The following is a 21,467-nucleotide window of genomic DNA, read 5'->3' on the forward strand; positions in this document are numbered from 1 at the left end:
CTCACGACATGTCCCCGGCAAGGTCGAAGATCGGCATGTACAGCAGCACCACGATGGCGCCGACCACCAGGCCGATGGCCGCCATCAGGAGCGGCTCGAAGGTGCGCGTGAAGCGGTCGATCCAGCGGCTGATCTCGCCGTCGTAGAAGGCCGCCGACTGGCTCAGCATCGGCCCCATCTCGCCGGTGCGTTCGCCCACGCGCAGCATGCGCAGCGAGATCGGCGTGGTGAGACCATGGGCCTCGAACGCATCCGATAGCGGCCGCCCCGATTCGATCGCGGCGCGGGCGTTCGACAAGGCCAGGCGCAACGTGTTCGAGACCATGGGCTGCACGGTCTCGATGGCGTTGACGATGGTGATGCCGCCCTCGGTCAGCATGCCGAGCGTCAGGTACAGGCGCGAGAGCTCGTAGATGCGGGCGCGTTCGCCGATGCCGGGCAGGCGCGCGAGCAGGCGGGCGATGCCGCCGTTCCTGATCGCGCGGCGCACGCCGGCGACCAGCAGCGCGACGAAGGCCGCGGCGCACAGCAGGATCGCCATGCCGTGGCCGGCCGCGAACTGTCCCCATTCGAGCAGCAGCTGCGACATCCACGGCAGGTTGCGCCCCGCACCCTGGTAGACCTCGGCGAAGCGCGGCACCACATAGCCGATCAGGAAGGCGCTCACGCCGCCGCCGACGCCGAGCAGGATCACCGGGTAGATCGAGGCGCTGACGATTTTCGAGCGCACGGTGTCGATGCGCTGCTGGTACTCGATGTAGCGCGACAGGGCGCGCGGCAGGTCGCTGGTGCCTTCGGCGGCGCGCACGATGCCGATGTAGAGCGGCGGGAACAGCGACGGCTGGGCGGCCAGCACGCTGGAGAAGCGCTTGCCTTCGCGCAGGCCGGCGAGCAGGCGTTCGAGCACCGTGCGCGAAGCCGGGTTGGTTTCCTTTTCCAGCAGGGCCTCCAGGCCCTCGACGATGCCGAGACCCGCGTTCAGCAGGGCCAGCAATTCCTGGCTGAACAGGACCAGCGAGAGCTTGCCGCCGCGCTGGCGCGCCAGGCGCGCATCGAGCGTAAAACGCGCGGCCGGCTCGACCGCGCTGACGAACAGGCCGCGCGCCTCGACCTGGCGGCGCGCGTCGGCTTCATCGAGCGCGTCGACGACGAGATTGGTGATCGACAGATCGGGCGCGAGGGTGCGAACCGCAAACTGCATGTGGACGTGCCCGGGTGGATGAGGGGTGGATCAGAGCGAGGAGATATCGGCGTTGTCGCCGGTGCCGCCTGGCTGCCCGTCCTTGCCGAACGAGACGATCTCGTATTCTCCCTTGCTGCCGGGCGAACGGTATTGATACGGATGGCCCCATGGGTCCATCGGCACGCCCTTCTTCAGGTAGGGACCGTTCCACTTGGCGCCGGCGCTGGCCGGGGCCGTCATCAGGGCGGCAAGCCCCTCTTCCCCGGTCGGGTAGCGGCCGACGTCCAGGCGGTAGGTGTCGAGCGACTTCTCGAAGGCCTCGATCTGGGCCTTGGCGATCGTCACTTCCGACTTGCCGAGCTGGGAAAAATACTTCGGGCCGACATAGGCCGCGAGCAGGCCGATGATCACGATGACCACCAACAGTTCGAGCAGCGTGAAGCCGTCAACGCGGTTGCGCGGGGCTTTGGCGGACATAGACTCCGACATCCAATGACTCCTGAATCGGCCGGGCGGCCGCATCCGTACAGACTACCATGGCGGTGTCTTAGAGGCAACGCAAAGCGGCAAGGCAAGCCGCCGCTGCCGCGACCAGCGTTGTCGCGGCACACGGAAAGACAGGGGAAGCGGCCGCCGCCCTTACCTGACCGACAATGCGTCAGTCAGCTGGCAACTTCCCGCCCGGCAGACCGCCGCCGGCGGCGCGATCGCCCGGCAGTCGGACACCATGCCCGAACGCGCATTGCGCTCCTGCTGTTCGGCGCGGTAGCGGTCGGCCAGTGCCTGGATGTCGCTGGAGGAGGTCGTGGCGGTGGACCAGGCCAGGTAGCTGGCCGGACCGCCGCAGGGCCGGGCGCCGATCGGCAGCGCCTGGCACTGGCTGTCGGACGCGCATTCCGCCTTGCCGATCAGGTTCTTGATCTGGGCGAGCGTGTCCGGCTGGCCAGTCGCGGGGGCGGTCGCCGGCGCAGCGGCCGACGAGGGAGGCTGGGCCGCCGGCGTGGCCGGACCGTTGGCCCGGGTGGTGCAGGCCGCGCAGGCCAGCAGTGAAAGAAGGACAAGTTTTCGCATCAGCTCATCATACGCTTGCCGCGCCTATGGTCAAGCGTGCAAGCCAGTTCGGCAAGGTTTCCGGTGACTCCCCGGCATCGCCTCGCACCGCCTCGCGCGCGTGTGGCGGCAAAGCGACGAGCGCTACAAAACGTTACTTTGGGGAATAGCTTGTTTCTGATGGGATATATCCTATTATCATCATCCAATTTCCCCTATCCTGCATTCATTTAACGTTCAATATCTTTTAACGTCGCTCATCTTTACATAAATAAATTGATGCTTGGAAAAAATTCTCGATACAATGGCCTGCATCATTGACGAGCCCGCCTCAAACATCATGAACACGCTACGCCTGCGCAACCTTCTCGGCATTTCCCTGATCGCCGCCACCCTGTGCGCCTGCGGCGGCGCCGACCTCGACACGCCCACGACGCCAGTCCAGACCGCTGCCGCCACTACGGTCGTCGACCTGTCGGTCGACCCGGCCTCCGTCGGCCAGGCCCCGGCGCCGGACTGCGCCGCCAACGGCTGCGCCGGACTGCGCATCATCGACGGCAATGCCGAAGCCTTCCGCATCGACGCCATGCGCCGCGCCGCCCGGGAAGACGGCGCCGGCGCCTGAGCCCCCTTTCGCCACGCCAAACAAAAAGGCACACCGGGCCGCGGCCGGGTGTGCCTGGTTTTACCAGCCTTCGTGGCTGGTCGCGCGTTCAGCGCATACCGCGCCGGCGCAGCGTCCAGCCCAGCAGCATCAGGCCCATCATCATCATCGCCATCGACGCCGGTTCCGGTACTTCGCTGACGCGGGTCAGCGGGTTGTCCGCGGAAACGACGATGGCGCTGCCCGGCATCAGGTCGAACTGGGCCAGATTGCCCTCGACGCCGAGATAAGCGCTCAGATCGTCGTTGTACAGGGCCACGCCGAGCGTGGTGCCGTCGCCCTCGGGCGCCACATCGAAGCGCACGGTGAAGCGGAACAGGTCGCCCAGCATGACCGCCTGCAGATAGTCGTTGAAGCCGCTGCCGTTCCCCAGCACGATGCCGGTGTCGCGGGTACCGCTGGCATCGCCTTCCAGCACATAATCGCCAAACGCGCCGCTGAAGCCGCTCAGGTAAGCGGCGGCGGCGCCGGACGATTCCAGGCCGAGGAAGGCGAAGTCGAGCAGGCCGGTGCCGCTCATGCCCCTGGTGTCGATCGTGACCTGGTAGATCGGACCGGCCGAGGCGGCGCCGGCGCCGGTGACGAGCATCAGCGCCAGCAGCGCACGGGCGAACAGGTTTTTCAGGTTAAACATGGTTCAATTCCTCAGAAGGTGCCGGAGAACAGCTTGGCGGTATAGCCGATGCTGACTTTCGATGGGTTGGTAAAGGTGGTCGTGACGGTCACCGAGGCGCCGGCGGCCAGCGTGGCGTTCGGCAGCGTCAGGTAAGGCGCGCCGCCCTGCTCGCCGCTCTTACCGTCCAGCGTGACGCCTGCCGGCAAGCCTTGCAGTACCAGGTGCAGCGGGCCCGTCAGCGCCGTGGCACCCGTGTTAGTGATGGTCACGGTGCCGCTGTACTTGCCGGTGAGGCGGTTCATGGTAAAGCCCGACTTGGCGATCTTCGCCGAGGCCGTCACGTCGCTGAAGGTCGGCGCCAGGGCCAGGCTCACCACCACCGGATCGTGGTCCGAGGCGCGGTAGGCGTTCTTCACGTACGGGTCCTCGGCGGTGTCGTTCAGGTTGTAGTCGATCGCATCCGGCTCGTCGGCGTTGTTGTGCCATTCGGCCACGCCTGCGACCTGGGCCGACAGACTGGCGCTGGCCAGCGCATGGTCGAGGTAGCCGCTCTCGCCGCCGAACACGTAGGAGTAAGGAATGCCCTGCGGACGCACGAAGCGCTCGATCTCGTTGACGTAGCCGGCCGCGTTCAGCAGGCGGATCGGGTCTTCGTGACCGTAGGCGTTCATGTCGCCCACCACCAGCACGTCCGGGTCGTTGGCCGCGGCCGCGACCTGCGGCAGGAAGTAGTCGCGCAGGCGCGCGGCCTGTTCGACGCGGGTGGCGTTCCAGCAGCCCTGGCCGTCGCCCTTGTCGCTGTCGCCGCCGCTGGCGCCGCCGCAGCTGCCCTTCGACTTCAGGTGGTTCACGACCAGCGAGAACCTGCCGCCGCCGTTCGCGGCCTTGAAGGCCTGGGCCATCGGCGGACGGTTGTTGACGGCGTCGCCGTCCGACAGCGCGGCGCCCACCAGGCTGACCGCGGCCGGCTTGTAGATCATCGCCACGCGGATCGCGTCGGTGCCGGTTGTCGCCGGTTTCGGCACGACGGCATAGGTGCCGGCGCCCATCTTCGCATTCAGCTGGTCGACCAGGTAGGCAGCGGCGATGTCGCCGTTGTTCTGGATTTCCATCAGGCCGACCACGTCCGCATTGACGGCGCTGAGCGACTCGACGATCTTGTCGCGCTGGCGCACGAACTCGGCCATGTTGTCGGCGCCGCGGCAGTTCGAGGCGCGGGTGGTGCCGCCGATGGTGCAGCCCTGGCCGGTGCGGCCCCAGGCGTCGCCGCCGTTGGTGAAGGTGGTGAAGAAATTCAGCACGTTGGCGCTGGCGACCTTCACGTTCCCGCTAGCCAGCACCGGGGCGGGCAGGCGCTCGTTGGTGCGCGAGAACACCGGGGTGACGGTCGGCTGCACCTTGAAGGCCGCGCCGCCGCCGCCGATCGCGCCGAAATCGAGCACGCCGGTGAGGTCGGTGACGGTGTCGCCGGCGCGCACGGTGCCGTCGTCGGCCAGGTAGGGAATCGTGGCCGGGGCGACAAAAATGCCGTCGTCCAGCACGATCATGTTGGCGGCGTTCTCCTGCGCCAGCGCCTTCGCTTCGGTCGATCCGGCGGGGTAGCGGTTGGTCGGGATCTCGCGGCGGCCATACGACAGGGTCAGTTCGCCGCGATCGCCCAGGTAGGCGTTGCCGTTGACGGTGAGCGGCGTGGTGAAGCTCACCAGCATGCCTTCGTAGCGGGCCAGGTCGGCGTTCGGCAGCTCGACATTGGTCGGTGCGATGCTGTAGCCGCCGCCGAGTTTCGTGACGTTCGTCAGGTCCTTGAATTCGGTGTAGGAACGGGTCGCGCCGCTCGGCTTGTACTCGGTGACGGTGCCGGTGATGCGCACCTGGTCGCCCACGTTGGCCGCGCCGGCGCTGCCGAACACGAAGATCGCGTCCGAGGTGGCCGGGTCGCCGTCGCCATTCGCGTCCTGCAGGAAGAAGCCGCTGCCGACCTTGGCGGTGATCACGCCCTGGGTGGTCTGCACGGTGTTGTTGTAGGCGCTGGTCGGGCCGCTGCCCTGGATCTGCGGAATGGTGAGCTGGCCGGCGACGCTGACGGCGATGTTGCAGCTGGCGTTCTGGCCATCGTTGTTGGCGAAGGTGACGCGCAGCGGATAGTTGCCGGCGGCGACAGAGGCGCCGACCGACAGGGTCGCGCTGGCGCTGCCGCCGGTCGCGCCGGCCGGCACGAAGCCGGTGAGGACGATGCCGGGCACCGCGCCCGATTCGATGACGGCGCTATTGACGATGCTGTCGTCGTCGCTGGCGCTCAGGGCCGCGACGACGCCCTTGCCCTGCTCGGCCTGCACGCTGGCCGGGCAGTTCAGGAAGATGGGTTGCACCACCGGGCCGGCATTGCAGCTGTTCAGCGGCGAGGTCGAGCGGCGTGGGCCGGCGACCGGCGCCGCCGTGAAGTCGAGGGCATTGTTGTCGGTATCGACGCAGCCGAGTTGCGCGCGCTGGATCGAGTTGACGATCGACGGCGCCGGCGCGACCGCGGTCTCGTAGCGGTTGGCGGTGCCGAAGCCGACCATGTCGACCACCGCTTCGCCTTCCGGGGCGGTCATCGGCTTGGCCACGCTGGCCAGCGCGACCTTGCCGGTCGTGGCCGACAGGCTCAGCCCGCCGGTCTGGTCGGCCGTACCGACGTCGTTGCCGGTGGCGGCGCCCTGCCCCGTCACCAGGAAATATTGCCCCGGCTGCAGGCTGACGTCCGGCAGCGCGGTGGCCTGCCAGGTGGTGCCCGTCGCCGATTGATACTGCACGCTCCAGCCTTTCAGGCTGACCGCGCCGCCGCTGCGGTTGAACAGTTCGATGAAGTCGCGGTTCCACAGCGCGCCGCCGCTGCCGGCGCCGCCGTAGACCTGGCTGATGACGACATCGCCCGGCGTGGCGAAGGCCGGCGCCGCCAGTCCGGCCAGCAGTGCGGCCAGAACAGTCAGCCGTCCGGCTGGAGTTTGTATTGCAACGTGCTTTTTCATGGGCATCCTGAGTGAGGAGATAGGCAAGTAACAGTTGTACTGACGAGTTGTTCTTACGGATAGGCATTTTATTATCGGAAACGATAATAAATCTACAATTTGACAGGATAATGACGAGCAATCCCCGTTTCGGTGCGGCGGCTGAGGTATGCAGACAACATCTGCATTCGAAAGGCACCCCGGCGGGGCGTCCGACGCGGATCGGGTCATCAGCGCCGCCGGTAGGGCGCCGCCAGCGGTTCGCCGATGAACAGGCCCTGGGCGGGCCAGGCCACGCTCTTCCAGTAGGCCTCGATGGCGCTGTTGCCCTGCACGTAATGGCGCAGCAGCACGGCCGGATTCGGGAACTTCTGCCAGTGGTTACAGGGCTCGCTGACCGTGCCGTAGCTGGCGGTGGCGCCCGCTTCGAGCCAGCGCAGGCTGCTCATCTGGCGGGCGCCGAGCAAATCGCCGCCGTGCGAGGTCAGGTGGTCGGCCAGCGCGCCAGGCAGGAAATGCAGGGTGTCGAGCTTGCCGACGCTGGCCTTGCCGAGCTGGTAGATCATGATGTCGCGCGCGTTCTCGAGCGCTTCGGCGCGCAGCCGCCGGGTCGCCAATTTCTTCGCGTCGATGCGGCCCGCGGGCGGAAAGAACACCGCGCGGCTGTTGCGCGGCGCCTCCAGCGTGGTGAGGTAGTAGGCGCTGGCCGGCACCAGCCGGAAGCCGCTGGCGACGCCGCGGTCGATCAGGTCCTTCGCCGCCGCCACCGATTCCGTCGGCAGCAGCATCGACAGGCGCATGCCGTGGCTGGCATGGGGCCGGGTACTGTCGGCGTTGAAGTAGGGGCTCGGCCGGCCGGCGGCGCAGGTGTCGCGGCACAGCGCGGCGTCGAAGCCGAGGGTATAGGCGCCGGTGATGGAATTGCAGGCGACGGCATAAGGCGCGGTCCAGACCATCAGCACGGCCTGGATGTCCGGGCCGAGCTGGCGGTCGATCTCCTCCTTCAGCGCAAGGAAGCGCTCCGGCTCCAGGCTGCGCGGCTTGCCCGCGATGCGCACGTGCACCACGTTGGCCTCGGGGATGGCGCGCCGGCGCCGGTAGTAGTCGCCGACGGCGACGCTGGCCGGGTCGGCGTCGTTGATGACGACCGCCAGCTGCGCCGCCTGCAGGCCGCCGCGTTCCTGCAACTGGAACCCGCGATGGGACTGTAATTGAGGCTGCAATTGGGGCTGCAATTGGGACGGCTGCGTGCCGAACTGCGGCGGCGGGCGCGCCTGCGCCGCCGCGGCGCCGTGCAGCAGGGCCAGCAACAACGTCGCGCACAGGCGCCTGGGCATGGCCGGCCGTCAGGCGCGCCCGGGCCGGGGTGCGCGCCCGCGGCGCTGCGCCAGCAGGACCAGGCCCAGCCCCGCCGCCAGCATGGCCGCGTGCGCCGGTTCGGGAATCGGCGACACTGCGTACAGCTCCATCGCATCGATGCTGAAGAGCTGCCCGCCGACGCTCTGGTCGATGATGCTGCGACCCTCGCTGGCGGGGTCGCCGTAGCTCAAGCGCCAGGACAGGGTCGTGTCGAGCCTGTCGTTGACGAACAGGTCGGGCCCGGCGCCGAACGACGGGCCCTGGTTCGGCGCGTTATAGGTCTGGAACGACCCCTGGCTGGGGAGCTCGAAACCGGTCAGCACCTGGCGGTAGACGGCGGGCACCGTGTAGTTGAACAGGAAGCCGGTGCGCTGGAAGTCGCGCGGGGTCAGGTTCCAGCCGCTGTCGAACTCCCAACCCTGCGGGTTGTAGCCGCCGATCAGGTAGCTGTTTCCGGCGGGGTCGCTGACCCGCATCAGCGTGAAGGTCGGCCCGCGCTCGTCGACGGCGGCGTGGAAGTCGAGCGAGGTGTCGCCCGGCTGGCGGGTATACAGATTGGCGAAGGCCTGGTCGCCGGCGCCGAGCCAGCGCTCGAGCTGGCCTTCGAGTACGGGGTCCAGGGGCGGGTCGCCGGTCTGCGCCGACGCCTGCGGAACGGCAAGGGCCAGCGCCAGCGCGCCGGCTGCGAGGAGCGTCTTCATGATCACCTCCTGAGGGGGTTCACTGACCGGGTCATTGTATGCCTGGCCGCTGGAGGGTCTCACACTGTTGACTTAAGGATGTTGCGCTGAACGATGACGGGGTTTTGTAGGGTGGGTTCTTGAACCCACGCGGTACGGCGGCGGCATATGGCTAAGCAACGCGCAGCGCACGAACAGCTTGAACGCGAGGGCCGCTGTCCGAAGCAAGAGGCGCAGCGTCACTACCGGTGCACCGCGTGGGTTCGAGAACCCACCCTACGGAAACCTGACCAGGTCACTCGACCGTGCCATACCGCGTGGACACAGGTGTCCACCCTACACAACCCAGGACAACGGCCCCACAAAAAAAACGGGCCTCGCGGCCCGTTTCCATGCTTGCGACCGCGTGTGCTTACGATCGCTTGTAGATGTCCTCGAAGCGGACGATGTCGTCCTCGCCGAGGTAGCTGCCCGACTGCACTTCGATGATGTGCAGCGGCAGCTTGCCCGGGTTTTCCAGGCGGTGGTTCATGCCGATCGGGATGTAGGTCGATTCGTTTTCCGACAGCAGGCTGACCTTGTCGCCGCAGGTCACGCGCGCGGTGCCGGAGACGACCACCCAGTGCTCGGCACGGTGGTGGTGCATCTGCAGCGACAGCTTCTCGCCCGGCTTGACCGTGATGCGCTTGACCTGGAAGCGGTCGCCCGCGTCGATGCCCTCGTAATGGCCCCAGGGGCGGTAGACGCGGGTATGGTGCAGGTGCTCGGTGCGCTCCTTCGACTTCAGGTGGTCGACCACCTGTTTGACGCGCTGGACCTGATCCTTGTGCGCGACCAGCACCGCGTCCTGGGTCTCGACGACCACGATGTCTTCGACGCCGACCACGGCGACGATGCGGCTCTCGGCGCGCACCAGCGAATTCTTGACGCCGTCGAGGTAGACGTCGCCGCGCTTGGCGTTGCCGTTCTCGTCATGCTGCTGCACTTCCCACAGCGCCGACCAGGAGCCGACGTCGCTCCAGCCGATGTCGGCCGGCACCACGACCGCGTCCCGGGTATGCTCCATGACCGCGTAGTCGATCGAATCCGACGGGCAGGCCGCGAAGGCCGCTTCGTCGAGGCGGCAGAAGTCGAGGTCGCGGTAGCCGGTGTGGACTGCCTTGTCGGCGGCGTCGGCGATTTCCGGAGCAAACTTGCCCAGCTCCGAGAGGTAACGCTCGGCGGCGAACATGAACATGCCGCTGTTCCAGTAGTAGCCGCCGTCGGCGAGGAAGGCCTGGGCGGTCGCCAGGTCCGGCTTCTCGACGAAGCGCTCGACCTGGTAGCAATCGTCGCAGGCCGCCAGCGCCGCGCCGCGGCGGATATAGCCGTAGCCGGTCTCGGGCGACTTCGGCACGATGCCGAAGGTCGCCAGGCCGCCGCCCTTCACCATCTCGGCGGCGCGCAGCACCGCGTCCTTGAAGGCTTCGCGGTTCTCGATCACGTGGTCGGCCGGCAGCACCAGCATGACCGCTTCCGGATCGATGGACTTCAGGTAGTGCGCCGCCGCGGCGACGGCCGGCGCGGTGTTGCGGCCGACCGGTTCGAGCAGGATCCCCAGGGGCGTGATGCCGGCCGCGCGCAGCTGCTCGGCTACCATGAAGCGGTGGTCGTTGCCGCAGACGACGAGCGGCGCCATCAGGCCAGGCAGGCCGGAAACACGCAGGGCGGTTTCCTGCAGCATGGTCTTGTCGGCCACCAGCGGCAGCAGCTGCTTGGGCAGCACCGCGCGCGAGAGCGGCCACAGGCGGGTACCGGCACCGCCGGAGAGGATCACTGGGTAAATCTTCATGCGTTCGCTTTCTCTAGATTATTACTTTTCTGACTTGCAATTTCCTTGCGGCTGCTGCGGCGGCGGTCGCGCGCATTCAGCCATTCTTCGGAACTGTATTCGGAAGCGTGCTTCATCTCCCCGGCGCGGTCGACACTGTATTCCTTGAAAACTATCATTTCATGCAATGTTACATCATGCAACACGCGAGTATATTCAAACAACACGCTTCGCACGATCTCCGCGCCTTCGCAGATATGGCTGCCGTGCCCGATCCAGGTCGGCCCGACGATATGGGCGCCGGCCTCGATGCGCACGCCCGAGCCGATGTAGACCGGTCCTTCGATCCTGGTGCCGCCGCTCCAGTCGATGCTGGTGTTCAGCCCGACCCACAGGCCCGGCTCGATCTGGGTGCCCGGCACGTCCATGTGGTTGACCTCGCCCGTGAGCACGGTCTGCAGCACTTCCCAGTAGTCGGACATGGTGCCGATGTCGAGCCAGTTGAACGGGCGGCGCTGGGCGTAGAACGGCAGGCCGCGCTCGGCCAGCAGCGGGAACAGCTCGGAGCCGATGTCGAACGGCACGCCGGCCGGAATCAGGTCGATCACTTCCGGCTCGAAGATGTAGATGCCGGTACTGATGTAGTTCGACAGCGCCGCTTCCTGGCTCGGCTTTTCCTGGAACTGCTTGATGCGGCCCTCCTCGTCGGTCACGACCACGCCATACGACGACACCTTGTCCCACGGGACTTCCTTGGTGATGACCGACGCCATCGCGCCCTTCCTGCGGTGCTCGAGCAGCGCCGCCTTCAGGTCGAGGTCGATCAGGGCGTCGCCGCACAGCACGATCGTGGTGTCGTCGAAAAAGCCGCCGAACTCCTGGATCTTCTTCATGCCGCCGGCCGAACCGATCGGCTCGGGCACGACGGTGCCGTCGTCGCGCAGGTAGCCCTCGAAGGAATAGCCGATCTGGACGCCGAACTGCTCGCCCTCGCCGAAGTACTCTTCGATTTTTTCGTGCAGCCAGCTGACGTTGACCATGATTTCCGTGATCCCGTGCTTCTTCAGGTGTTCGACCAGGTAAGCCATCACTGGTTTGCCGAGAAGTGGAATCATCGGTTTCGGAAGGTCGTACGTGAGCGGGCGAACGCGCGTGCCCTTGCCTGCCGCGAGAATCATTGCTTTCATTGAACCGTCCTCATTGTGTGTACTGTTGAGCTGGAGAGCTGTAAAACTTTGTCTGTTTTTTTCTTGCGTTTTGTAGCCCGTTGCCGTGTCCGTTCAAAGTGCCAGAGCCGTGCGCCGGCTTACGCCTGGCCGCGCGCGGTCTGGTAGCGCCAGGTGTCGACGCACATCTGGGCGACGTCGCGCGTGGCGACCCAGCCCAGTTCCTCGCGTGCGCGCGCCGGGTCGGCATAGCACTTGGCGATGTCGCCCGGGCGGCGGTCCACGATCTGGTAGGGGATAGCACGGCCGCTGGCCTGCTCGAAGGCGCGCACCATTTCCAGCACGCTGTTGCCACGGCCGGTGCCGAGGTTGTAGGTCAAGAGGCCCGGTCCTTGCGCCAGCTTTTCCAGGGTCTTGACGTGGCCGATCGACAGGTCGACCACGTGGATATAGTCGCGCATGCCGGTGCCGTCCGGGGTCGGGTAGTCGCCGCCGAACACCGACAGCTTCTCGCGCTGGCCGGTGGCGACCTGGGCGATGTAGGGCACCAGGTTGTTCGGGATGCCCGATGGTTCTTCGCCGATCAGGCCGCTTTCGTGGGCGCCGACCGGATTGAAATAGCGCAGCAGTGCGATGCGCCAGTCCGGCTCGGCCTTGAACAGGTCGCGCAGGATGTCCTCGATCATCAGCTTGCTGCGGCCATAGGGATTGGTCGCCGACAGCGGGAAGTCCTCCAGGATCGGCACCGAGGCCGGATCGCCGTAGACGGTCGCCGACGAGGAGAACACCAGCGTCTTGACCCCGAACTTGGCCATGGTCTCGAACAGCACCACGCTGCCGGAGACGTTGTTGTCGTAGTAGCGCAGCGGCTGGGCCACCGATTCGCCGACCGCCTTCAGGCCGGCGAAGTGGACGACCGCGTCCACCTTGTGCTTGGCAAAGGCCGCTTCCATGGCCGCGCGGTCGCGGATGTCGGCCTCGATCAGCTCGAAGGGCTTGCCGGTGATCTTTTGCACGCGCTCCTGCACCGAGCGCTGGGCATTCGAGAGATTGTCGACCACGACCACGTCGTACCCGGCATTTTGCAACTCGACGACGGTGTGGGAACCGATATAGCCCACGCCGCCCGTAACCAGAATCTTCATTGTCGTTACTCTCTTTACTGTTGATGCGCGCCTGTCTCGGCGCTCCAAGGACGGCGCTGCGCCGTCCCCCCTCGTGTCTTTCGCGGCATTCTGCGGCCGCCCTTCCCTATGTTCCTGGTTCCTGGAGAACCTAAACCTTGCGTCCCGCCGCTTCCTTGATGAACAGCCAGACGAAGGCCATGTCGTCGATGAAGTAGCGGCGGAACATGCGGCGCGGCTCCTGCAGGAAGCGGTAGAACCATTCCAGGCCCGCGCGCTGCATCCAGCGCGGCGCGCGCTTCACCCGCCCGATCGCCACGTCGAAGGTGCCGCCGACACCCATGGCGAACGGAATCCTCATCTCGGCCTGCCAGCGGCCGAGGAATTGTTCCTTCTTCGGCGAACTGATCGCCACGAACAGCAGGTCGGCGCCGCTGGCGCGCACCTGCTCGGCGACCTGGGCTTCCTCGCCGGCATTCCAGTAGCCGTCGCGCCAGCCGGCGATCGCCAGTTGCGGATAGCGCCGGCTGTAGGTGTCGGCGACCAGCGCCACCACGTCCGCGCGCGCGCCCAGCAGGAACACGCGCCAGCCTTTCTCGCCGGCGCGGCGCATCAGGGCCTCGAACAAATCGATGCCGGCGACGCGCTCCTTCAGGGGCTTGCCCAGCAGGCGCGAGGCCCACACCACCGGCATGCCGTCGGCGTTGACCAGGGCGCAGTCGTTGACGATGCGGCGCAGTTCGGGGTCGCGGCTGGCCTTGACCAGCTTGTCGACGTTGACCACCACGTGCTGATGGGGCTTGCCGGAGCGGATGAATTCCTCGATACGGACAAGGGTTTCCTCCATCGACAGGTTGTCGATCCTGCAGCCCATCATGGTGATGGCAGCGTCCATCGGGATTTATCCAAGTGCGCCGAGTTCGCGTGCCAGGATGGCGACGATGCGTTCCGCCGCCTTGCCGTCCCACAGCTGCGGACGGCGGCCCTGCTTGCCTTCGCCGCGCAGCACCTTGCGCGCTTCCTGCACGATCTTCTGCGGATCGGTGCCGGCCAGCACGTTCGAGCCTTCCTCCACCGTTACCGGGCGTTCGGTGTTCTCGCGGATGGTCACGCAGGGCACGCCCAGGGCCGTGGTTTCTTCCTGCAGGCCGCCGGAGTCGGTCAGCACCACGGCCGCGTCCTTCCACAGGTTGAGGAAGGCCATGTAGGCTTGCGGGCCGGCCAGGGTGACGTTCGGGCCCAGGTCGATGCCGAACTTCTCGATGTTGGCGCGGGTGCGCGGATGCACCGGGAAGATCAGCGGCAATTCGCCCGCGATCTCCTTGAGCGCGCCGGCGATGCGGGCAAAGGTTTCCGGCTCGTCGACGTTGCTCGGACGATGCATGGTGACCACGCCGTAGCGCCCGCCGTTTTCCTGGGCGCGCGCCTTGAAGGCGGCGGTTTCGAAGCCGGACGTGTCGGCGCGGGTCAGTTTATCCGCCTGGTAGAGCACGTTGTCGACCATGACGTGGCCGACGTAGTGCACGGCCGCATCGGGCTTGCCTTCGCGGCGCAGGTGCTCGACCGCGGCCGGCTCGGTGGCGAAGAACCAGTCCGAGATGCTGTCGGTGACGAGGCGGTTGATTTCTTCCGGCATGGCCATGTCGCCGCTGCGCAGGCCGGCCTCGACGTGGGCCACCGGGATGTTGAGTTTCTTGGCGACGATCGAGCAGGCCAGCGTGGAGTTGACGTCGCCGACCACCAGCACGGCCGCCGGACGCTCGGCCACGCACAGCTCCTCGAAGCCGACCATGATCTTCGCGGTCTGCTGGGCGTGGCTGCCGCCGCCGGCGGCCATGAACACGTCCGGCTGGGGAATGCCGAGTTCCTCGAAGAACACGTCGTTCATCTCGCGGTCGTAGTGTTGCCCGGTATGGATGATCTTGAAGGTGAGCTTGTCCTGCGCCTGCAATGCACGCACGATCGGGGCGATCTTCATGAAATTGGGCCTTGCGCCCGCGACCAGGTAAATAAGCATGTTTGGACTATCCCGCACTGTAGTAATTATTGAAACTAGTTAGAAAAACGTTATTGTAAACCTGCATTCGACCGGAACGGCGGACGATACGGTCGTGATCCGAAGCACGTCGCACGGCTGCTTCGATTCATAGCAGCGCGAGTACCAGCCCAGCGGCGGATTTTCGGCGCCGCGCACCAGTTCGAGCTTGAGGTCGGCGCCGCTGGCCTGCATCTGCAAGGCGAAGCGCTTGCCGCGCACGTGCAGGCCGGTACTGGTCAGGCGCACGTTCAGTTCGGGCGCGAAATGCCAGAACAGTTCCAGCGGATGCGGCTTCTTGCCGGCGACCTCGTCGCGCACCGTGAGCGTGGAGCTGGCGGCGTCGAAGCGCACGCTGCGCACGTGGCGCACCGGGTCGGACAGGCGCGCATAGCCGTCGTGCGAGCCGCGGAAATCGAATTCGTGGGGCGAAGTCGGCATGCGCTCGATGCTGGCGCGCGCCTTGCGCAGCCAGATGAAGCGGCCGCCCGAGACCGACTGGTCGCGCCCGTCGATGCGCACCGTGTTGTGGGCCGAGGTGCCGCGGAAGTAATCGCGCCACTTCTGGTCCTGCCAGTAGGAATAGGTGCCGGGATCGACCAGCACCTCCTCGCCCGCCACCGACAGCGTCATCGACAGCGCGTCGGCATGGCCGTGGGCGGCGATCCCGAGGTAGCCGAGCGGACCGCAGTCGAGCATGCCCTTGATCTCGTCGGGGGCGCCGAAGTGCGAGCCGAACAGGAAATAGCCGCCGTCCGGGAAGGCCCAGGCGGTGTCGGGCTCGTGGGCGTCGGCGTCCGGGCGGCGCCCTGGCAGCGCGTGCAGCAGCCAGCGCACGCCGGGGTGCTTGTCGGGCGCGCCGCCGAACACGGTGTCGCCCAGCGCCAGCAGTTGCGCGGCGCGGTCGCTGCCGGCGGCGTCCAGGCGGAACACGATGCCGTCGTCGGCGTCGCCGACCATGGGCAGGTGACCGTTGACGTCGCGCACCGAGCGCAGGAAGCGCAGCGCGCGCTGCAGCACGCCCCAGTAGTTGCGCGAGAACGGCACGCCGGTGGCCTGGCCGACCAGGCCGGCGACGAACAGGAATTCGGCCGAGAACACGTGGTAGGCAAAAGCCTGCTCGCGATTCACGCCGTCGAGCGAATACTGCAATCGCGCCTGCTGCTCCAGTTCGCGCCGCGCCTGCTCCATCCAGGCGCCGGACTCCTTCCAGCAGGGCCAGACCGAGGCGCCGACGAACAGGCCGGCCAGTTCCCCGATCAGGTGGTTGTTGGCCGAGGAGTGGCGCGACAGGTTGCGCGCGATCGTGCGGCAGTGGGCGTGGATGCTATCTAACCAGTCGGCGCGCAGGCGCTGGCCCGATTCGCCGGCGAACAGGCTGCTGCCCTCGCCGCCGACCAGTTGCCACAGCAGGGCCCAGTTGACCAGGCGGATGCCCATCTCGAGCGGACTGGTCCAGTTCGGCCCGAGCAGCGGCGGACACTGGTCGAGCCAGCTGCGCAGCTGCTGCTCGAGCGCGTGCAGCCAGCGCACTTCGCCGGAAACGCTCCAGGCCTGGGCCAGGCGCACCAGGTGCAGGTGACGGTTCAGTTCCCAGACGTGCTTGATGTCGCCGACCAGCTCCTGGTTGTCGATGGCGATGTCGCCGGCGAAGACCGCGGGACCGGTGATGCCGCTGTCGGGGTCGCGGTTCCAGACGGTCGGCACGCCGACGTCGAAGCTGCGGTCGGCGAACAGCACCACGTGGCCGGCGCAGACGCGGTCGGCTTCGGCCAGCAGGGCATCGATCTGGAGCGGGTCGAGCGCGGGGGCGCCCTGGACGTCGAAGCTGCGCGCGCGCGGCAGCGGAGCCGGAGCGGCGCGCCGCGCCGCGCCGCGCGACATTCTCTTGCTCGCTGCCTGGCGCACCCGGTAGCCGATCTCGGCTACCGACATGCAGCGCAGACGGTTGACCAGCCAAACCATGCGTACTGTTGCGTTCATCGCGTCCCCGCCAAATCGTTGTAGATCGCGGCCAGGCGGCCGCAGACTGACTGCGTTGAATAACCGGATTCCACCGTTGCGCGCGCGCGCGCGCCCAGTTGCCGGCACAGGCCTTCGTCGCCGAGCAGGCGCGCCAGCGCCGCGGCCAGGGCGGCGCCGTCGCGCGGCGGCACCAGCAGGCCGTTCTCGCCGTCCCGCACCAGCTCGGGAATGCCGCCCACCGTGCTGGCCACCACGGCCTTGCCGGCCGCCATCGCTTCCAGCAGGGCCATCGGCAAGCCCTCGGCATGCGACGGCAGGCAGAAGACCGGGGCGCGCGCCAGTTCAGCGTCGCGCGCCTCGGCATCGAGCCAGCCGGGCAGTTCGAAGTGTTCGATGACGCCGCGCGCGGCGGCGGCGCGGCGGAAAGCCTCGAGGTTGCCGCTGCCGCCCAGCACCAGGCGCAGCCGCGGAAAACGCGGCGCCAGCAGCGCGGCCGCCTCGATCAGTTCGGCGCTGCCCTTGGCCGCTTCGACGCGCCCGAGGAAGAGCACGCGCCCCGGCTCCGCCCCTTCGCGCAGCGCCGGCAGGGGCACGGCGTTGGGCACCACGGCCACGCGCGCGTTCGGCGCGAAACCGCGCAGGAAGGCGGCCCAGTTGTCGGACAGGGCGATGACGAGCGAACTGCGCTCCAGGGTATGGCGGATCCAGCGCCGCATCAGGGCGCCCGAGCGCTCCAGCGCGTACTGGCGGAAGGCGCCGCCGTGCAGGTGGAAGATGGTCTTGCAGCCGCTGGCGCGCGCCACCAGCAGCACCAGCGACTTGCGCAGGAAACTGGCGCCGGTGGACGCGTGCGCATGGACGATGGCCGGCCGCTGCCGCAGACAGGCGCCGATGGTGGCGCACAGGCCCGCGCCCGCGTGTCCGAGCTTGGAAAGCGGGCCGCCTTCGCGGTGGGTGCTGACGTAACGCACCGTCTCGCGCTCGAACAGGCCGCTCGCGCGCAGCACCGACACCGCCGCCGCCACCCCGCCCTGCCCGTCAAGGGCCGTGCCGACCATCAGGATGCGCGGCGCGCGCGCTTTCATGCACGGGCTCCGGCAAGCTCGGACGCCAATCCGGCCAATCTGGTGAGGGGCAAGCGGTTCACGTTTATTAGTAAAGGTACAATATTTCGATCATACATCAAGTGTTTCCCCTGCCGCGCACGGTTCACATTTCAAATGCAATAAATTCATATTTGCCGTTTGGTCCACGGGCAATCGCCGGCACCCGTTCCACCCGCACCTCCACCCCGGGCACGCGCAGGAGGAACTTGTCGATCAGGGCCGCCTCGTCGGCGGCCCCGAAGGCCTCGGTGGCGACCACGCGCAACACGAAACGGGCGTCGCCGCGATACAACACCTGGCCTTCGAGCAGGCCCCGTTCATGCCCCTGGAATACCCGGTCGAGGCGCGCCACGATGCGCCCGTCCGGCAGGGTGACGCTGCGCTCCTGGCGTCCGATCACGGCCTTCACCGTGGGGAACACGCGGCCGCAGGCGCAGGGCGCGCCACTGCCGGGGATGACCCGGTCTCCGGTACGGTAGCGCGACAGGGGCATGGCCGGATTGTTCAGCGTCGTGCCGACCAGCTCGCAACTGCCGTCTTCCAGGTCGAGCAGCTCGACGCCGCCGTAGTCGGTCAGCACGTGGTAGTTGCCGCGCTCGCAGGTGCCGATCGCCACCACCCGTTCGGCCTGGCCGTACCAGTCGTAGACGGGCGCGCCGAAGGCGGCCTCGACGGCGCCGCGCACGTCGGGTTCGAGCGTCTCGGACGAGGTGAACACGCCGCGCAGGGCCGCGCCGCGGTAGCGCCGGCCGTTCGCGCCTAGCCAGGCCGCGAGCGCGCCGACCGAGGACGGATAGGCGTGGATCACCACCGGGTCGTGCCGTTCGAGCGCCCCGATGTAGGCGCCCATGGTGGCGTTCGACAGGTGGTAGGAGGACATCATGAGGATCCTGCCGAACCAGTCGTGGCACCAGTAGCGCCCGTCCGCCGGGCGCTCGGGGCAGACGATGTCGCCGCGGATCCAGGCGCGGCGCTGGCCGTGGCGGTAGCCGATCCAGCGCAGCTGGCGCTGGACGAAACCCTCTTCGCGGATGACGGCGCCGAGCGTCTGCACCAGCGCCAGCGGGGTGCCGGAGGTGCCGCTAGTGCGGATCGTGCTGCGCAGCAGGGTCTTGATGCCGCGCGGGCGCAGGAAGCGTTCCGGGTGGCGCTGCAGCTCGCCCTTCGTGAGCAGGGCCGCGCCGGGGTCGAGCCGGCGCAGGCGGGTGCCGTCGGCATCGACCGCGACGCCGATCCGGCGCGCGCGGTGCGCGATGGCGGCGTTGAGCAGGCCCGGCGAGCGTTCCCGCGCAGCCAGGCGCGGGTAGACCAGGTAGCGTCCCCAGAAGCCGCGCAGCAGTTCGCGGCCGACGGAACGCAGCGTGTATTTCACCGAATAGGTCCACATGGCGGACAGATGTCGCCGTAGGCCTGCGCGACCTTGCGCGCCAGGATGCCGTAGCTGCGGTGGGCCCGTACCCAGCCCGGGCCGCGCGCGCCCAGGCGCGCCGCCAGCGCGGGGTCGGCGAGCAGGCGCAGCGTGGCCTCGGCGAAGGCCTGCGCCTGCATCGGCACGCACAGCCCCGCCCCGCTCTGCGCGATGACCTGGGCCTGGTCGGGAATGTCGTTGGCCACGCTCGGGATGCCGAGCGCCAGGTATTCGACCAGCTTGGTCGGCGAGGAGACGTCGAACAGCGGCCCGCGCGGGATCGGCGAGAGCCCGGCCTCGGCGCGCACCGCATAGCCGAGCGCGGCGCGCTGGGGCAGCCAGCCGGTCAGCAGCACATGCTTGTCCAGGCCGCGGCCGGCGATCTCGCGCCGCATCCAGGCCATTTCGTCCGGCGAGGGCGCGTCGCCCGCGATCACCAGCAACACTTCGGGCGCCCTCGCGCGCAGCAGCTGCACGACCTCGAGCAGGAAGTCCGAGCGGCGCGACTGCGCGACGCTGCCGAGGTACAGGACGACGCGGCGCCCGTCCAGGCGCGGGTCCGTGCTCGGCGCAATGGCGCCGCGATCGAACAGGTCGACGTCGACGCCCATCGGCACCGCCGTCATGCGTAGCCGCGCGACGCCCTGCCCCGCCAGCCAGGCGCGCATGGCCTCGCTTTGCACGAAAACGTGGTCGGCCCTGGGCAGCACCAGGCGGTAGATGGCCAGGCGCGAGATGCGGGCGCGCAGCGCGTGCGCCAGCCACAGCGGGTTCCTGCCGCGCCCGGCCAGCGCGTCGCGCCGCACCTCGTAACCTTCGACGATGGGGAAGGACATCCAGTAGACGAAAGGCAGGCCGAGGCAGCGCGCCGCCAGCCAGGCCAGGACCGCGCTGGCGACCTTGTCGCGCACCTGGATGCAGCCGGGACGCGTGCGGCGCCAGGCGCGCAGCAGGCCGAGCAGGTCCCAGAACGGCGAGCAGACGGCGGCGAAGCGGCTGCCCAGGCTGCCGACGACGTGCATGCCGCCCGCGCTCCAGGGCGCGGGGGCATCCACGCCGGCCTGGCCCACCAGTTCGGTATGCACGCCGTGGCGCGGCATCTCGGCGCCAAACAGGGTGAGCACGTCGGCGCGGCGCGGCGGCAACGGGTCACGCACGATGAAGGCGATGGAAAGCGGCCTGGAGCGCATGGCGAAAGCGTCGAGTTGGTGGCCGCTCGATACTAGCCTAGGGGGGCCGCGGCCGTCCCGGCAAGGCAGGCGCGCGCACGGCGCCTTTGAGCCCAATCAAGCGCGATGCCGGCTTGGGCGGGAAAGCTACGGAACACCGGAAGCGCACGGCCCCGCATTCCCCTCGCGCGCCTGGCGCGCCAGCAATTGCGCGCGCAGCCCGGCGCTGGCGGCGTGGTCGAGCTTGCGGCAGAAATGGGCGCCGGAAGCGACGACCCGTTCGACGTCGCTTTCCGTCAGCACCCTGGGGTTGCATGCCCCGCCCTCCGGCCACTGCACGTAACGAAAATTATTCGGGAACACCCGGTCGCGGAAACGCGAATTCATCAGCAGGGTCTGGAAGAACATCTCGTCCGGACACAGCACGTTGCGAAAGAAGCGCGGCAGCGCGGGTTGCCTGTCGAGCTCGGCCAGCAGTTCGGCGACGCAGGAGCGCGACAGGCTCCACCAGGTCGAGCCGCCCCAGGGCTCCAGCCCGCCCGGCAGCCGGCGCGTGCGGCCGGCCAGGCGCAGCGCGCGGTTCAGCAGCGCGCAGGCATAGCGCGCCGCGCGGCCGCCGCCCTCGCGATGAAAATACTGGTAGCGGAAGGCGACCCGCCAGCCGCCAGGCCCGATCGGCGTGGCCTCGATCAGCTCGCGCCCTTCGAGGCGGGCCAGTTCGCGCTTCAGGCCGCTGTTCGAGAGCACCGGAAAGTCCTGGGCCGAGAGGAATACCAGCTTGTCGAACGCGCGCTCGGCGGCCAGCACGCGGCGCAGCGAGCCCAGCATGGCCTGCACCTGGCTGTAGCCGCCCCAGCGCACGTCGATGCGCGGCTCGACCTGGCGCGCCAGCGGGTGAACGCTGGCGGTATCGAGCCGCCACTTGCGGTCGAGGTGGACGTAGACGGCGAAGTCCGGGTCGCACAGTTGCGCCACCAGGGCGTTGAGCTGATCGAGGTCCTTGTGCGCGTGAATCAGGAAAACCTGCCTCATGCTGCCCCCACGACGGCGCGCCGGCGCCAGAAAAGGTTCCAGCAAAAACAGAACGTCCCCGGAGCGCGCGGCCGCGGGGACGTCCGCCGCGCCGAGGGCGCAGCCAATATAGC

18 protein-coding genes are annotated in these 21,467 nt (G+C 68.0%); 1 reads left to right on the forward strand and 17 read right to left on the reverse strand.

The window, feature by feature from the left end:
• Position 1: 1 nt before the first annotated feature.
• From RT688_RS04355 to RT688_RS04365, 3 genes are all read right to left on the reverse strand, one after another.
• On the reverse strand, positions 2–1,201 hold the full coding sequence (locus RT688_RS04355; protein ID WP_313703620.1) for a type II secretion system F family protein: 1,200 nt from the start codon (positions 1,199–1,201) through the stop codon (positions 2–4).
• Positions 1,202–1,231: 30 nt separating this feature from the next.
• Positions 1,232–1,660, reverse strand: a complete 429-nt coding sequence (gene gspG / locus RT688_RS04360) for a type II secretion system major pseudopilin GspG (RefSeq protein WP_313703621.1) — start codon at positions 1,658–1,660, stop codon at positions 1,232–1,234.
• Between the two features lie 162 nt (positions 1,661–1,822).
• Positions 1,823–2,254 (reverse strand): hypothetical protein, encoded by a 432-nt coding sequence (locus RT688_RS04365; RefSeq protein WP_313703622.1) that lies wholly within the window; start codon positions 2,252–2,254, stop codon positions 1,823–1,825.
• Between the two features lie 319 nt (positions 2,255–2,573).
• Here RT688_RS04365 and RT688_RS04370 point away from each other — a divergent pair, with 319 nt between their 5' ends.
• Complete coding sequence (locus tag RT688_RS04370) at positions 2,574–2,858, forward strand: hypothetical protein (protein ID WP_313703623.1); 285 nt, start codon at positions 2,574–2,576, stop codon at positions 2,856–2,858.
• A gap of 88 nt (positions 2,859–2,946) precedes the next feature.
• On the opposite strand, the gene RT688_RS04375 is transcribed toward RT688_RS04370, so the two are convergent.
• The 14 genes from RT688_RS04375 to RT688_RS04440 form a co-directional block, all read right to left on the reverse strand.
• Positions 2,947–3,531: an NF038129 family PEP-CTERM protein gene (locus RT688_RS04375; RefSeq protein WP_313703624.1), complete on the reverse strand. Its 585-nt coding sequence runs from the start codon at positions 3,529–3,531 to the stop codon at positions 2,947–2,949.
• Positions 3,532–3,542: 11 nt separating this feature from the next.
• A complete protein-coding gene (locus RT688_RS04380; RefSeq protein WP_313703625.1) occupies positions 3,543–6,521 on the reverse strand; it encodes an ExeM/NucH family extracellular endonuclease in 2,979 nt (992 codons plus the stop codon).
• Positions 6,522–6,730: 209 nt separating this feature from the next.
• Positions 6,731–7,837: a TIGR03790 family protein gene (locus RT688_RS04385; RefSeq protein ID WP_313703626.1), complete on the reverse strand. Its 1,107-nt coding sequence runs from the start codon at positions 7,835–7,837 to the stop codon at positions 6,731–6,733.
• Between the two features lie 9 nt (positions 7,838–7,846).
• Positions 7,847–8,560, reverse strand: coding sequence for a PEP_CTERM-anchored TLD domain-containing protein (locus RT688_RS04390; RefSeq protein ID WP_313703627.1), 714 nt, complete (start codon positions 8,558–8,560; stop codon positions 7,847–7,849).
• Positions 8,561–8,951: 391 nt separating this feature from the next.
• Positions 8,952–10,370, reverse strand: coding sequence for a mannose-1-phosphate guanylyltransferase/mannose-6-phosphate isomerase (locus RT688_RS04395; protein ID WP_313703628.1), 1,419 nt, complete (start codon positions 10,368–10,370; stop codon positions 8,952–8,954).
• Entirely contained in the window at positions 10,367–11,536 is a 1,170-nt protein-coding gene (locus RT688_RS04400) for an NDP-sugar synthase (RefSeq protein WP_313703629.1), read from the reverse strand. Before RT688_RS04400 ends, RT688_RS04395 begins: the two co-directional genes overlap by 4 nt.
• Positions 11,537–11,655: 119 nt before the next feature.
• Positions 11,656–12,660: a UDP-glucose 4-epimerase GalE gene (galE, locus tag RT688_RS04405; RefSeq protein WP_313703630.1), complete on the reverse strand. Its 1,005-nt coding sequence runs from the start codon at positions 12,658–12,660 to the stop codon at positions 11,656–11,658.
• A 130-nt stretch (positions 12,661–12,790) separates the two neighbouring features.
• On the reverse strand, positions 12,791–13,534 hold the full coding sequence (locus RT688_RS04410; RefSeq protein WP_313703631.1) for a WecB/TagA/CpsF family glycosyltransferase: 744 nt from the start codon (positions 13,532–13,534) through the stop codon (positions 12,791–12,793).
• A gap of 6 nt (positions 13,535–13,540) precedes the next feature.
• Entirely contained in the window at positions 13,541–14,656 is a 1,116-nt protein-coding gene (wecB, locus tag RT688_RS04415; protein ID WP_313703632.1) for a non-hydrolyzing UDP-N-acetylglucosamine 2-epimerase, read from the reverse strand.
• Between the two features lie 39 nt (positions 14,657–14,695).
• The gene (locus RT688_RS04420) at positions 14,696–16,657 is read right to left on the reverse strand and encodes an alginate lyase family protein (protein WP_313703633.1); all 1,962 of its coding nucleotides are present in this window, start codon (positions 16,655–16,657) and stop codon (positions 14,696–14,698) included.
• Positions 16,654–17,724 carry a glycosyltransferase family 4 protein gene (locus RT688_RS04425; RefSeq protein ID WP_313703634.1) on the reverse strand — a complete coding sequence of 357 codons (1,071 nt, stop codon included), beginning with the start codon at positions 17,722–17,724 and terminating at the stop codon, positions 16,654–16,656. The genes RT688_RS04420 and RT688_RS04425 overlap by 4 nt, the downstream gene beginning before the upstream one ends.
• A 124-nt stretch (positions 17,725–17,848) precedes the next feature.
• Positions 17,849–19,117 carry a phenylacetate--CoA ligase family protein gene (locus RT688_RS04430; protein ID WP_313703635.1) on the reverse strand — a complete coding sequence of 423 codons (1,269 nt, stop codon included), beginning with the start codon at positions 19,115–19,117 and terminating at the stop codon, positions 17,849–17,851.
• The gene (locus tag RT688_RS04435; protein WP_409521878.1) at positions 19,114–20,343 is read right to left on the reverse strand and encodes a glycosyltransferase; all 1,230 of its coding nucleotides are present in this window, start codon (positions 20,341–20,343) and stop codon (positions 19,114–19,116) included. The genes RT688_RS04430 and RT688_RS04435 overlap by 4 nt, the downstream gene beginning before the upstream one ends.
• A gap of 126 nt (positions 20,344–20,469) precedes the next feature.
• A complete protein-coding gene (locus tag RT688_RS04440) occupies positions 20,470–21,354 on the reverse strand; it encodes a beta-1,6-N-acetylglucosaminyltransferase (protein ID WP_313703637.1) in 885 nt (294 codons plus the stop codon).
• Positions 21,355–21,467 lie beyond the last annotated feature (113 nt).

Origin of the sequence: Massilia sp. (genome assembly GCF_032106685.1) — a bacterium.
GTDB lineage: Bacteria > Pseudomonadota > Gammaproteobacteria > Burkholderiales > Burkholderiaceae_D > Telluria.

Coding starts and splice junctions, on each gene's coding strand:
- RT688_RS04410 (WP_313703631.1), bottom strand. CDS start 13,534: ATGGACGCTGCCATCACCATGATGGGCTGCAGGATCGACAACCTGTCG.
- RT688_RS04435 (WP_409521878.1), bottom strand. CDS start 20,343: ATGCGCTCCAGGCCGCTTTCCATCGCCTTCATCGTGCGTGACCCGTTG.
- RT688_RS04365 (WP_313703622.1), bottom strand. CDS start 2,254: ATGCGAAAACTTGTCCTTCTTTCACTGCTGGCCTGCGCGGCCTGCACC.
- RT688_RS04370 (WP_313703623.1), top strand. CDS start 2,574: ATGAACACGCTACGCCTGCGCAACCTTCTCGGCATTTCCCTGATCGCC.
- RT688_RS04395 (WP_313703628.1), bottom strand. CDS start 10,370: ATGAAGATTTACCCAGTGATCCTCTCCGGCGGTGCCGGTACCCGCCTG.
- RT688_RS04390 (WP_313703627.1), bottom strand. CDS start 8,560: ATGAAGACGCTCCTCGCAGCCGGCGCGCTGGCGCTGGCCCTTGCCGTT.
- RT688_RS04355 (WP_313703620.1), bottom strand. CDS start 1,201: ATGCAGTTTGCGGTTCGCACCCTCGCGCCCGATCTGTCGATCACCAAT.
- RT688_RS04440 (WP_313703637.1), bottom strand. CDS start 21,354: ATGAGGCAGGTTTTCCTGATTCACGCGCACAAGGACCTCGATCAGCTC.
- RT688_RS04425 (WP_313703634.1), bottom strand. CDS start 17,724: ATGAAAGCGCGCGCGCCGCGCATCCTGATGGTCGGCACGGCCCTTGAC.
- RT688_RS04385 (WP_313703626.1), bottom strand. CDS start 7,837: ATGCCCAGGCGCCTGTGCGCGACGTTGTTGCTGGCCCTGCTGCACGGC.
- wecB (WP_313703632.1), bottom strand. CDS start 14,656: ATGCTTATTTACCTGGTCGCGGGCGCAAGGCCCAATTTCATGAAGATC.
- RT688_RS04375 (WP_313703624.1), bottom strand. CDS start 3,531: ATGTTTAACCTGAAAAACCTGTTCGCCCGTGCGCTGCTGGCGCTGATG.
- gspG (WP_313703621.1), bottom strand. CDS start 1,660: ATGTCCGCCAAAGCCCCGCGCAACCGCGTTGACGGCTTCACGCTGCTC.
- galE (WP_313703630.1), bottom strand. CDS start 12,660: ATGAAGATTCTGGTTACGGGCGGCGTGGGCTATATCGGTTCCCACACC.
- RT688_RS04380 (WP_313703625.1), bottom strand. CDS start 6,521: ATGAAAAAGCACGTTGCAATACAAACTCCAGCCGGACGGCTGACTGTT.
- RT688_RS04420 (WP_313703633.1), bottom strand. CDS start 16,657: ATGAACGCAACAGTACGCATGGTTTGGCTGGTCAACCGTCTGCGCTGC.
- RT688_RS04400 (WP_313703629.1), bottom strand. CDS start 11,536: ATGAAAGCAATGATTCTCGCGGCAGGCAAGGGCACGCGCGTTCGCCCG.